The 12,309-nt window shown below is 61.2% G+C and carries 13 protein-coding genes; 3 read left to right on the forward strand and 10 right to left on the reverse strand.

The window, feature by feature from the left end; all coding sequences use genetic code 11:
- Positions 1-104: 104 nt before the first annotated feature.
- Positions 105-1,664: an AmpG family muropeptide MFS transporter gene (locus tag K3819_RS06210; RefSeq protein ID WP_221398845.1), complete on the reverse strand. Its 1,560-nt coding sequence runs from the start codon at positions 1,662-1,664 to the stop codon at positions 105-107.
- Positions 1,665-1,707: 43 nt separating this feature from the next.
- Positions 1,708-2,049, reverse strand: coding sequence for an MGMT family protein (locus tag K3819_RS06215; RefSeq protein WP_011332761.1), 342 nt, complete (start codon positions 2,047-2,049; stop codon positions 1,708-1,710).
- 177 nt (positions 2,050-2,226) lie between these two features.
- Between K3819_RS06215 and K3819_RS06220 the strand changes: the two genes are divergently transcribed.
- On the forward strand, positions 2,227-3,234 hold the full coding sequence (locus tag K3819_RS06220) for a DUF481 domain-containing protein (protein WP_064593901.1): 1,008 nt from the start codon (positions 2,227-2,229) through the stop codon (positions 3,232-3,234).
- Positions 3,235-3,352: 118 nt separating this feature from the next.
- On the opposite strand, the gene K3819_RS06225 is transcribed toward K3819_RS06220, so the two are convergent.
- Entirely contained in the window at positions 3,353-3,562 is a 210-nt protein-coding gene (locus tag K3819_RS06225; RefSeq protein WP_002554837.1) for a cold-shock protein, read from the reverse strand.
- Between the two features lie 353 nt (positions 3,563-3,915).
- Between K3819_RS06225 and dcd the strand changes: the two genes are divergently transcribed.
- Positions 3,916-4,482, forward strand: coding sequence for a dCTP deaminase (gene dcd, locus K3819_RS06230; RefSeq protein ID WP_007954988.1), 567 nt, complete (start codon positions 3,916-3,918; stop codon positions 4,480-4,482).
- A 106-nt stretch (positions 4,483-4,588) separates the two neighbouring features.
- Positions 4,589-4,798: a hypothetical protein gene (locus K3819_RS06235; protein ID WP_011332763.1), complete on the forward strand. Its 210-nt coding sequence runs from the start codon at positions 4,589-4,591 to the stop codon at positions 4,796-4,798.
- Between the two features lie 39 nt (positions 4,799-4,837).
- Here the strand turns inward: K3819_RS06235 and pdeM are convergent, their stop codons facing one another.
- The 7 genes from pdeM to K3819_RS06270 are packed head-to-tail and all read right to left on the reverse strand — an operon-like array spanning position 4,838 to position 12,223.
- Positions 4,838-5,494 carry a ligase-associated DNA damage response endonuclease PdeM gene (pdeM, locus tag K3819_RS06240; protein WP_221398846.1) on the reverse strand — a complete coding sequence of 219 codons (657 nt, stop codon included), beginning with the start codon at positions 5,492-5,494 and terminating at the stop codon, positions 4,838-4,840.
- Positions 5,494-7,980: a ligase-associated DNA damage response DEXH box helicase gene (locus K3819_RS06245; protein ID WP_221398847.1), complete on the reverse strand. Its 2,487-nt coding sequence runs from the start codon at positions 7,978-7,980 to the stop codon at positions 5,494-5,496. The genes pdeM and K3819_RS06245 overlap by 1 nt, the downstream gene beginning before the upstream one ends.
- 59 nt (positions 7,981-8,039) lie before the next feature.
- Positions 8,040-8,804 carry an ABC transporter ATP-binding protein gene (locus K3819_RS06250; RefSeq protein WP_039771333.1) on the reverse strand — a complete coding sequence of 255 codons (765 nt, stop codon included), beginning with the start codon at positions 8,802-8,804 and terminating at the stop codon, positions 8,040-8,042.
- 13 nt (positions 8,805-8,817) lie between these two features.
- The gene (locus tag K3819_RS06255; RefSeq protein ID WP_221398848.1) at positions 8,818-9,936 is read right to left on the reverse strand and encodes a succinylglutamate desuccinylase/aspartoacylase family protein; all 1,119 of its coding nucleotides are present in this window, start codon (positions 9,934-9,936) and stop codon (positions 8,818-8,820) included.
- Positions 9,937-9,948: 12 nt separating this feature from the next.
- The gene (locus K3819_RS06260; protein ID WP_085612349.1) at positions 9,949-10,659 is read right to left on the reverse strand and encodes an ABC transporter permease; all 711 of its coding nucleotides are present in this window, start codon (positions 10,657-10,659) and stop codon (positions 9,949-9,951) included.
- Positions 10,656-11,384 carry an ABC transporter permease gene (locus K3819_RS06265; RefSeq protein ID WP_007955000.1) on the reverse strand — a complete coding sequence of 243 codons (729 nt, stop codon included), beginning with the start codon at positions 11,382-11,384 and terminating at the stop codon, positions 10,656-10,658. Before K3819_RS06265 ends, K3819_RS06260 begins: the two co-directional genes overlap by 4 nt.
- Positions 11,385-11,440: 56 nt before the next feature.
- Positions 11,441-12,223 carry a transporter substrate-binding domain-containing protein gene (locus tag K3819_RS06270; protein WP_011332769.1) on the reverse strand — a complete coding sequence of 261 codons (783 nt, stop codon included), beginning with the start codon at positions 12,221-12,223 and terminating at the stop codon, positions 11,441-11,443.
- Between the last annotated feature and the right edge of the window lie 86 nt (positions 12,224-12,309).

Below are 12,309 nucleotides of genomic sequence, written 5' to 3' on the forward strand. Positions count from 1 at the left end.
GTCGGTTGCTATGACTGGAAATGACGGAGCAGTGTAACGGCGAGATCCGCCGACGTACAGAAGTGCAGCCCCGGCGCAAACCCTCTCGCCGGGTGCGAGATGTCTTACGATTCTTCCACGACGGAGGTCGGTGCAGGTTCCGGCGTCGGCGTCGGGCCTTCGCGACGGCTTTCCTGGAACCAGTGCAACGCGATCAGCACCAGGGTCGGAACGCCGAGCAGCGCGGTGATCAGGAAGAAGTTGTGATAACCGAACTTCTCCACCATCACCCCGGAGTAGCCGCCGATCAGGCGTGGCAGCAGGAGCATGATCGAGCTGAGCAGGGCGTACTGGGTGGCGGAGAACTTCAGGTTGGTCAGGCTCGACAGGTAGGCGACGAACGCTGAGGTGGCCAGGCCGGAGCTGAAGTTGTCGAGAGAGATCGTCACCACCAGCATCTGCAGGTTCGGGCCCATGTCGGCCAGCATCAGGAACAGCAGATTGGTGCCCGCCGACGCGGCACCGCCGATGAACAGGATCGGCAGGATGCCGAAGCGCACGATCAGCAGACCGCCCATGCCGGCGCCGACGAGGGTCATGATCAGGCCGAAGATCTTGCTGACGCTGGCGATCTGGTCCTTGGTGAAACCCTGGTCGATGTAGAACACGTTGGCCATCACGCCCATCACCGTGTCGGACATCCGATAGGTGGCGATCAGGCCGAGCAGCAGCAACGCCTGCCAGCGGTAGCGCAGGATGAAGTCGTTGACCGGCGTCAGCACTGGCGCCAGACCGCGACGGCCCATGGCCGAGAGGCACAGGCAGGTCAGCGTGGTGTAGAGAATTGCGCGCAGGAACGCCCGGTCTTCCAGCAGCAGGTCCAGCGGGCTTATGTCGCCAAACAGCACGCTGGCGAAATCGGTGTTGTAGAGCTGGGTGAACATGGCCGGCACGGAGACCAGCAAAATGATCAGCACGAACACCGACATCAACTGATGCATGAAGGTGTAACGCCCCGCCTGCAGCTGGGTGCGCAACGGCACCGGCGGCTCGCGCATCAGCAGGGTGGTGAGCAGGGCAGGCACCATCAGGGCACCGAACAGCACGTAGGTGCCGGTCCAGGCCGAATGCTGGTACTTGAAGCCTGTAGAGCCGAAGCCCTCGGCGAAGAACAGCGCACCCGCGGTCGCGAGCAGGGCGGCGATCCGATAGCCGGACATATAGCTGGCGGCCAGCGCGGCCTGGCGGCTGTCTTCGGCGATTTCCAGGCGATAGGCGTCGACCGCGATATCTTGGGTGGCGGAAGCGAACGCCACGACCACGGCGATGGCTATCAGCCAGGACAGGTGTTTCTGCGGGTCGCAAAAACCCATACCGATCAGGCCGAGGATTACCAGCGTCTGTGAGAGCACCAGCCACGAACGGCGGCGACCCAGCTTGCCCAGCAACGGCAGGCGCCATTGGTCGAGCAGGGGCGACCAGACCCATTTGAAGGCGTAGGCAAGACCGATCAGGCTGGCGTAGCCGATCGTCTCGCGGGCTACACCGGCTTCACGCAGCCAGACCGAAAGTGTCGAGAACACCAGCATGTACGGCAGGCCGGCGGCGAAACCCAGCAACAACAGCACGAGCGTCGAAGGACTGGCATAGGCGGCGAGCGCGGCGCGCCAGGTTTTACGGGGCATGGGCTGAAGTCTGCCTCAAGATTGCGAAAACAAAGCGCGCACTCTAACCGCTGTGCTCTACCGGACGCCAGCCATGGCGCCGAATATCCACACGATTGTTCAGGACGGTGATGCCTTCCATGCGCAATCGCGCCCGCTGTTCGTCCCCGGACGGGCTGCCCGCCGGCAGGCTGATCCGACCGCCGGCGCCGAGCACGCGGTGCCAGGGCAGTTTGGTGTCGCCGGGCAATTGGCTCAGGGTCCGGCCGACCCAGCGGGCGGCGCGCCCCAACCCCGCCAGTTCGGCCAACTGACCATAGCTGACGACTTTGCCCTCAGGCACTTGGGCGAGGGTGGAATAGAGTGCCGTGCGTCGGATTTGCGGATCGTTTTCGCAGGCATGCATCGGGTCTGTCACGTGCGCGGTTCCTGAACTTGATCGCGTTATGTGCTTAAGCGTAATCGGTGGATGGGCAATTGAGAAATGAACTCAACAGAATTAGCCGGGTCACTCCTTGTCAGGGAATTATTCCTACGGATAATGCCGACCCTTTTTTCGCAAACTTGAGTCTTCGATTCGCTTATGTTGTCCAGAACCCTGCTGTGCCTTGCTGTCTTCAGTGCGTCCACACCTTTGCTTGCCGACACCGTCTGGTTGAAGAACGGTGACAAGCTGAGCGGTAAAATCACGCTGTTCGACGGCGGCAAGTTGCTGGTCCAGACCCAGTACGCCGGGGCCGTTACCATCGACTGGAAGCAGGTCAAGACCCTGGAGAGCGATCAGGAACTGCTGGTCAAGCAGGACGCCTACAACGGCGAGAAGGCCAAGTCCCTGAGTGCTGCCGAAGATGGCAAGGTCACATTGGCCAACGGCGAGGCGCCGAAAACCGTGGAGTTGGCGAGCATTCAGCAGATTCTCAAGCCCAAGCCGGTGGTCGAGGATCTGGTGTGGAAGGGCAACGTCGATCTGGCGCTCGACTACCAGCGCGCCGAGAAAGATACCGACGACTACGATGTCGGCTTCAAGACCACTGCTCGTCACGGCCGCTGGCGCCATATCGCCGAGGGCGAATACAACCGCGAAGTGCAGGACGACGTGACCACCACCGATAACTGGCGCGCCGAGTACTCGCTCGACCGCTTCCTCACTGATCAATGGTTCTGGCAGGGGCGGTTGAATTACAAGCGCGATCACATCGAAGAGCTGGCGCGCCAGCGCGTGGTGGGTACCGGCCCGGGTTACCAGTTCTGGGATGACGAGCTGGGAGCGTTCTCCCTGGGTTCGCTGCTCAACCGAACCGATTACGAGTACCGCGATGGCAGCAAGGACAACTTCTATTCGGTCGCCATGAAGTGGGACTACAACCGCTACCTGATCGGCAAGAAAGTCGAGTTCTTCACCAATGGCGAAGTCGGCAAGCCCCTCTCCGGCGTAGCCGACTACGCACTCGATGCGGAAATGGGCCTGCGCTACAAAGTCACCGAGTGGGCCTCGCTCAACCTCAAGGCCGAACGCGACATCATCAGCGGCACCGAGGATGCGGACCTGAGCAAGACCCGCTACACCGCCGGTTTCGGCGTGGCCTGGTAAGCAACGCAAAAGATCGCAGCCTTCACGGGCTGCGATCTTTTTTTGCGCCCGGAAAAACAGACGCCCACAAAAAAGCCCCGCTTTTGAGGGCGGGGCCTTTTTCTAAAGAAGCTACAAGTTAGATAACTTGTACTTCTTCAGCTTGCATGCCTTTCTGACCGCGGGTAGCGATGAAAGAAACCTGTTGGCCTTCTTTCAGGCTTTTGAAGCCGTCGGATTGGATAGCTTTGAAGTGAACGAACAGGTCGTCACCGGATTGTGGAGTGATGAAGCCGAAGCCTTTTTCATCGTTGAACCACTTAACGGTACCGGTTTGGCGATTAGACATGGTGTAACTCCTTGAACAAAGATAACTGCGACTCAGGAAGAACCCTGGCCGAGACTGAGTGCAAAGAGCAGGAAAAATTCTTGTAGATGGTTGGATCGAAATTCAACATATCGTGTAGAGATTCTCAGTGACACAAGCAGCACAGTGGCGCCACCTTAACCCTTTTTCCGGAACGTGCCAATGCTTCTTGCGAAGGTTTCTCTGTTTTAGGGATCGACGGTGTGACGGTTCGTCGCGAAGCCGCGTAAATCCCGCACGTTCGGCGAGAATTGCACCCCGCACTTTGAACCCGGCGGCGCGCCCGGTAAGATGCCGGACAGATTTTTTCCACCTCGCTATTCAGGACACCCGCCATGAGCATCAAATCGGACAAGTGGATTCGCCGCATGGCGCAGGAACACGGCATGATCGAGCCATTCGTCGAGCGCCAGGTACGCGGCAGCGACGACAGCCGTGTGATCTCCTACGGTGTGTCGAGCTACGGCTACGATGTGCGCTGCACCAATCATTTCAAGGTGTTCACCAACATCAATTCGGCCATCGTCGATCCGAAGAATTTCGACGCCGGCAGCTTCGTCGACGTCCACAGCGACGTCTGCATCATCCCGCCAAACTCCTTCGCCCTGGCCACGACCGTTGAGTACTTCCGTATTCCACGCAACGTCCTGACCATCTGCCTGGGCAAGAGCACTTACGCCCGTTGCGGCATCATCGTCAACGTCACCCCGCTCGAGCCGGAGTGGGAAGGTCAGGTGACCCTGGAGTTCTCCAACACCACCAACCTGCCGGCGAAGATCTACGCCAACGAAGGTGTGGCGCAGATGCTGTTCCTGGAGTCCGATGAGGAATGTGAAGTCTCCTACAAGGACCGTGCCGGCAAGTATCAGGGCCAGCGTGGCGTGACCCTGCCGCGTACCTGATCCGTCCATCCGGCAGTTACCGGGAATTCTTCGGCGGGTAGACACTCTATGAGGTGTACTGCCCGTTTCGCGAACAGCGGGACGGGCCTTCGCCGAGGAGTGCTCCATGAAGATCGATCCGCAAATCACTGCCGAACTGGCAAGGCTCGAGCCCAATCAGGTTGGCGTAATGGCCTGGTCGTTGTTGGCACACCCCCCCATCACCACGGCCGGCGGAATCCCTCACCAGCCCGATCCCGATACCCCCAACGAAGAACCGACCGAGCCCGGCGAACCTACGTTGCCGGACAAACCGCCACCCGCGCCCGTCGCCTGATTGAACGTATGGCCCGTCGGCTGAATCCTGAACAGGACGTCAGCCGACGGGCCATATTTCGTTGTCGCCAATGACAAAGATCCGACAGCTGTCTTCCTTCTCCACCGGATAACCGCCGGTGAAGGCCCCGAAGGCCGGCAGCAGACTTAAGCGTTCTCCCAGTCTGAAACACGGCAGCCGCAAACGCTGACGCCCCTTGCCGTTCAACCGATAGACCGGGTGGACGTGTCCAGCAAGCACGTGACGCTCAGGATGCGGATCGGGTTCGTGCTGCAACGCGAAGGGGCCGAGCAGCAACGGCTCCGGCACCACCCGAATGTTCAGCGACTGCGGCGGATCACCGGCACGTTTATCGTGATTACCGCGAATCAGCGTGATCGGCAGATCGGCGTGGCGTGAGCGCCACTCAGCCAAAACACTCAAAGTGCCCGAGGCATGCGAACCGGGCCCGTGCAGAAAATCCCCAAGAAAGATCAGTTGCCGACACGGCAGTTTCGCCAGCAACTGCTCGATCACGGCGATATTGCTGGTCGTAGTGCCCTGCGGCACCGGCTGCCCCAGGCGACGATAAGCGGCCGCTTTGCCGAAATGCACATCGGCAATCAGCAGCGTCTGCTGCGCCGGCCAGTACAGCGCCTTTTCCGGCAGCAACCAGAGTTCTTCGCCCGCCAGACGCACGGGGTAGGGCGCGTTCATCAGGATTGGCCCTTGTCGGCGGTTTTCTCCAGATCGCCGACCATACGCCGGATGCGGTCAGCGAGTTTTTCCGAGCTCATGCTTTCGCGCATGCGTTCCACCAGCAATGGAAAGCCGAGCGGTGTCGGACGTTTGATCAAGTGCATATCGAGTTTCATCCGGTTGATTCGCTCCAGTGTCTGCTCCAGCCGACGAATATCCAGTTCTTCCCGCAGGACTTCTTCCCCGGCCTGCGCCAGCAGCAGATTGTCGGCGTCGTATTGTTTGAACACTTCGAAGAACAGCCCGCTGGAGGCCTGGACCTGACGAGTACTTTTCGGCGCGCCGGGGTAACCGGCGAACACCAGTCCGGCAATCCGTGCAATTTCCCGAAACCTGCGCAGCGCCAGTTCGCCCGCGTTGAGGCTGGCCAGCACATCCCTCAACAAACCCTCGGGACTGAGCAGGGCGCGATCCAGTTGCGAGGACCAGTCGATGGGCGTGGCGCTGAGCAGTTCCAGCCCGTAATCGTTGACCGCAATCGAGAAGGTCACAGGCACGCGCTGACTGACCCGCCACGCCAGCAGGCTGGCCAATCCCAGATGCACCTGACGTCCGGCAAACGGGTAGAGGAAAAGGTGCCAGCCTTCGCGGGATTTCAGCACTTCGGCCAGCAGATTGTTGACGGTCGGCAGGCCTGACCAGCGCATCTGCGTTTCCAGTAACGGGCGCAAGGCCTGCATTTCCGGGCCGGCAAACTCGCCTTGTGCCGCCGCGCTGAACCGGCTGACCACCGCTTCGGCCAATTCATTGGAGAGCGGCATGCGCCCGCCATTCCAGCGCGGCACCGCGGCTTTTTTCGCCGTGCTGCGTTTGACGTAGGCGGTCATGTTTTCCACCCGCACCAGCTCCAGCAAGCGACCGGCGAACAGAAAACCATCGCCGGGTTTGAGGCGTGCGATAAAGCCTTCTTCAACGCTGCCCAGTTGTTTGCCGCCACCGCCCTTGCTCCAGAACTTCAGATGAATGCTGGCATCGCTGACGATGGTGCCGATGCTCATGCGATGGCGGCGCGCCAGGCGGGCATCGGGGACGCGCCAGATTCCGTGCTCATCCGGCTCGACCCGGCGGTAATCCGGGTACGCCGTCAGCGACATCCCGCCGTGGCGCACGAACGCCAGCGCCCAGGTCCAGTCGGCGGGTGTCAGGTCACGATAGGCCCAGGCGCCACGGACTTCTTCGTACAGCTCATCGGGAACAAAGCCACCGCCCAAGGCGATGCTGACCAGATGCTGCACCAGCACATCCAGCGGTTTGTGCGGGGACAGTCGCGGTTCGATCCGCCGCTGTGCCACGGCATCGCCAGCGGCCGCAGCTTCGATCAGCTCCAGGCTGTGGGTCGGCACCAGGGTGACCCGCGACGTTCTGCCGGGCGCATGCCCCGAACGTCCGGCACGCTGCATCAGCCGCGCCACGCCTTTGGCCGAGCCAATCTGCAGCACCCGCTCCACGGGCAGGAAATCCACCCCCAGATCCAGACTTGAAGTGCAGACCACGGCTTTGAGTTGGCCATTCTTCAGCGCTTGCTCGACCCAGTCGCGAGTGTCGCGGGACAGCGAGCTGTGATGTAGCGCGATCAACCCGGCCCAATCTGGCCGCGCTTCCAGCAAGGCCTGATACCAGATTTCCGATTGCGCCCGGGTGTTGGTGAACACCAGGCTGCTGGCGCAGACGTCCAGTTCGGCGACCACCTGCGGCAACATCTTCAGACCGATGTGCCCGGCCCAGGGAAAGCGTTCGATCGCCGGTGGGAGCAGCGTGTCGACCTTGAGCGACTTTTCGCTTTGCCCCTGAATACTGACGCCACCGCCCTGTGGGATCAGCACCTGTTCGGCGTGGGACTGATTGCCGAGCGTTGCGGAAACGCCCCAGACGATCAGCCCCGGGTGCCAGCGGCGCAGTCGGGCGAGGGCCAGTTGCAATTGCACGCCGCGCTTGTTGCCGAGCAATTCGTGCCACTCATCCACCACGACCATGCGCAGCGTCGACAGCGCCGTTTGTGCGTCCGCCCGGGCGAGCATCAGGGTCAGGCTTTCCGGGGTGGTGATCAACGTGGTGGGCAGGCGCCGGTTCTGCCGGGCACGTTCGCTGCTGCCGGTGTCGCCGGTGCGCAGGCCGACGCTCCAGGGGATCTGCAGATCGTCCAGCGGCGCTTGCAGGGCGCGCGCGGTGTCGGCGGCCAGCGCCCGCATCGGGGTGATCCACAAGACAGTCAGCGGTTCGGCGGGTGGTTTGCGTTTACGGGTGGTTTCAGCAACAGGCCCGGAGCGGGCAAAGCGATTGAGCGCGGCAAACCAAACCGCGTAGGTTTTACCGGCGCCGGTGCTGGCGTGCAGCAGGCCGGACTCGCCACGTTTGACTGCGGCCCACACCTGTTTCTGAAAGGCGAACGGCTTCCAGTCGCGGGCGCTGAACCAGTGTTTGGCGAAGTCGGTGGAAGTGCCCATGCCGGCGACGTGTGCTCTGAAGATGTTCCTTCAATGACCGCGCCGACCGGGCAATAGTTTTACTTGAGATTGCCGCTGAGAAATTGCTTCAGGCGTTCGCTCTTCGGATTGCCCAGCACTTCTTCCGGCGCGCCTTCTTCCTCCACCAGCCCTTGATGCAGGAACAGCACCTGGCTCGAGACCTTGCGGGCAAAGCTCATTTCGTGGGTGACCATGATCATGGTCCGGCCTTCCTCGGCCAGGCCCTGAATCACCTTGAGCACTTCGCCGACCAGCTCCGGATCGAGCGCCGAGGTCGGTTCGTCGAACAGCATGACTTCCGGCTCCATCGCCAAAGCCCGGGCAATCGCCACCCGTTGCTGCTGGCCGCCGGAGAGGAACGCCGGGTACTGATCCGCCACCCGCGCCGGCAAACCGACCTTTTCCAGATAACGCCGCGCGCGGTCGTCGGCTTCCTGTTTGCTGCAGCCCAGCACCCGGCGCGGGGCCATGGTGATGTTTTCCAGCACGGTCATGTGGCTCCACAGGTTGAAATGCTGGAACACCATCGCCAGCCGCGTGCGCAGGCGTTGCAGTTCATCGGCGTCGGCGACGTGCATGCCGTGGCGGTCGGTGACCATGCGGATCGCCTGGCCGTCGAGGCTCATCGCGCCGTCGTTGGGTTGTTCGAGAAAGTTGATGCAGCGCAAAAAGGTGCTTTTGCCCGAGCCGCTGGCGCCGATCAGGCTGATCACGTCGCCGGTCCTGGCCTTGAGCGACACGCCTTTGAGCACCTGATGGTCGCCATAGCTTTTGTGCAGGCCTTCAACGGTCAATTTGTACATGGGACAGGCATCCTCAAGGCGAAAGTAGATAGCCGCTGCGATAGGCTTCGGCGCCCGCGACGTGGGCGATCACCATCCCGGCGGTGGCCATGCGCCGCAGCGAGCGGGCATAGAGCAGACCGGAAGCGGTGCAATGGACTGGCGTGACCCGGTCGCTGATCGGGTCGATGATTTCGGCGATTTTCTGCCCGGCTTCCAGAAGCTGGCCGGGCGTGGCGGTATAGACCAGCAGGCCACCGACGGGGGTGGCCACCGGTTCCACGCCGGCCAGCGGTGTGGCGGGGTGTGGCAGGGCGGGCAAGGCTTTGGGTTCGCCAACGATGGCGCCGAAATGGATCAGGTAATCGATCAGCGCCTGGCAATCGCGACTGGCCAGCGGATGGGTGACATCGCCCTGACCGCGCAACTCGACGGTGACCGAGAAACTGCCCAGTGGGATCTCGAAGTGTTCGCCGAAGCGCTCCTTCAATTGCCACCACAACAGGGTGAAGCACTCATCGAATGACTGGCCGCCGGAGTCGGTGGCCAACAGGCTTGCCTGGGATTCGATATAGCGCGCCAGCGGCTCGACCTGCGGCCAGGCCTCGGGCGTGGTGTAGAGGTGAACCACGGATTCGAAATCGCAGTGCAGGTCGAGCACCATGTCCGCATCGCAGGCCAGCCGTTGCAGGGTCAGGCGCTGGGATTGCAGCTGGGTCGTGGCGGTGTGGCGGGCGAGGGCATTGCGCAGGCTGGCGCGGATCAGCTCGAGGTTGCGCTGCGGCTCATCGCTCAGTTGCGCTTCGATTTCGTTGCCGATTTCTTCGCTGAGGTCGACGAACCAGCGGTTGAAGTTCTGCCCGCTCTCCAGCTCGTAGCGGCCCAGCGGCACGTCCATCAGCACCTGTTCGAGGCCGACCGGGTTGGCTACCGGCACCAGCACGATTTCGCTGCGCAGGCGGCCGGCGGCTTCCAGCTCCGCCAGACGCTGCTTGAGGTGCCAGGCCACGAGCATGCCGGGCAGTTCGTCGGCGTGCAGCGAGGACTGGATGTAGATCTTGCCCTGGGCCTTGTCCGGGCCGAAGTGAAAGCTGTGGATCTGTCGTGCGGTCCCCGGCAGCGGGGTCAGCAGGTCGTGTATCTGATGACGCATCTCTAAAGGGTCCTAGTGGGTCGGGCCGAGGAACGCCAGCCATCGGCGTTCGGCAAGGCGGAACAGGCCGACCAGCGCAAAGGTGATGGTCAGGTAGATCAGCGCGGCGATGCCGAACGACTGGAAGGTCAGGAAGGTCGCCGAGTTGGCGTCCCGCGCGACTTTCAGGATGTCGGGGATGGTCGCGGTGAAGGCCACGGTGGTCGAATGCAGCATCAGGATCACTTCGTTGCTGTAGTACGGCAACGAACGGCGCAGCGCCGACGGCATGATCACGTAGGCATACAACTTCCAGCCGGTCAGGCCGTAGGCCTTGGCCGCTTCGACTTCGCCGTGGTTCATGCTGCGGATCGCCCCGGCGAAAATCTCCGTGGTGTAGGCGCAGGTGTTGAGGGCGAAGGCCAGGATCGTGCAGTTCATCGCATCGCGAAAGAAACTGTCGAGCAGCGGCTGCGCGCGCACGGCGGCCAGGCTGTAGATCCCGGTGTAGCAGATCAGCAGCTGGATATAGAGCGGCGTGCCACGGAACAGGTAGGTGTAGAACTGCACCGGCCAGCGAATGTAGAAGTGCGAGGAAACACGGGCAATCGACAGCGGAATCGACACGATGAAACCGAAGAAGATCGAGGCGCTGAGCAGCCACATCGTCATCGCAAGGCCAGTGATGTTCTGACCGTCGGTATAAAGGAAGGCTTTCCAGTATTCCTGCAGGAGTTCGATCATCGTACGGCCTCCCGGGCACCGGCGGCGTAACGGCGTTCGAGCCAGCGCAGGATGATGTTCGAGGCACTGGTGATCAGCAGGTAGATCAACGCGGCGAGGACCAGGAAGTAAAACAATTGATAGGTGCTCTTGCCGGCATCCTGCGCGGCCTTGACCAGATCGGCCAGGCCGATGATCGAAACCAGCGCGGTGGCCTTGAGCATCACCATCCAGTTGTTGCCGATGCCCGGCAGGGCGAAGCGCATCATTTGCGGGAACACCACGAAACGAAAGCGCTGGCCGCGCTTGAGACCATAGGCGGTGGCGGCTTCGACCTGACCGCGCGGCACGGCGAGAATCGCCCCACGGAAGGTTTCAGTGAAGTACGCGCCATAAATGAAGCCCAGGGTCAGGACCCCGGCGCTGAACGGGTCGATCTCGATGTATTCCCATTCCAGGTAATCGGTGAGCGTCGTCAGCCAGGTTTGCAGGCTGTAGAAGATCAGCAGCATCAGCACCAGGTCCGGCACCCCGCGAATCAGCGTGGTGTAGAGCTGGGCGGGCAGGCGCAGCAGTTTGACTTTTGACAGCTTGGCGCTGGCGCCGAGCAGGCCGAGCAACACGGCCACCAGCAGCGACAACGCCGACAATTTGATGGTCATCCAGGTGCCCTCCAACAGCAAAGGGCCAAAACCCTTGAGGCTGAAGGCGGAGAGCCCCAGATTTTGTAAGAGGTTTTCGAACATAAATCAGCAACCTGACTGAATGAAAAAGGCGCCCATCGAGGATGGGCGCCGGGGCATTATTTGCCGCTGTACAGATTCAGATCGCCAAAGTGTTTCTTTTGAATCTCTGCGTATTTGCCATCATCGTGTAACGCTTTGATACCTTTATCCAAAAGCGCTTTCAGCTCGGTGTTACCTTTCTTAATACCGACAGCGGTCTTGGCTGGCAGCAAGTGGTTGTCGACCGGCTTGCTGACTTCATAATCGGCGCCCTGCGGCGACTTCAGAAAGCCCAGTTCGGCCTGCAACATGTCCTGAATGCCCGCATCGAGACGGCCGGAGGTCAGGTCGGAATACACCTGGTCCTGGTTCTGATAGGCCTGGGTTTTCACACCGGCCTTGTCCAGCACGGCTTTGGCATAGGCTTCCTGGATGGTGCCTTGCTCGTAGCCGACGGTTTTGCCTTTCAGGGAAGCGACGTCGTCGGTGATGCCCGAACCTTTTTTCGACACGTAGGCCGTCGGGCCGGAGAACAGCTCGCTGGAGAAGTCGATGACTTTTTCGCGGGCTTCGGTAACGGTCATCGACGAGATCACGCCGTCGAATTTATTGGCCTTGAGGCCCGGAATCATGCCGTCGAAGTCGCTTTCGACCCATTTGCACTTGACCTTCAGCTCGGCGCAGATGGCGTTGCCCAGATCGATGTCGAAGCCAACCAGGCTGCCGTCTGCCGCTTTCGACTCGAACGGTGCGTAGGAAGGGTCAACGCCAAACCGCAGTTCTTTGTATTCCTTGGCCAGCGCGGAGCCGGCGGCCATGCACAACGCCAGTGCAGAAAGGGTCAGCAATGCTTTTTTCATTATTCAATCCCTAAGAACCAATATGAGCGCTTGTGGCGCGGAATGATTGTTACTGGAGCGCTTACGACTTATAGAAAGTAGCAATT

The organism is Pseudomonas sp. 3-2 (genome assembly GCF_019710535.1).
GTDB classification, from domain to species: domain Bacteria; phylum Pseudomonadota; class Gammaproteobacteria; order Pseudomonadales; family Pseudomonadaceae; genus Aquipseudomonas; species Aquipseudomonas pharyngis.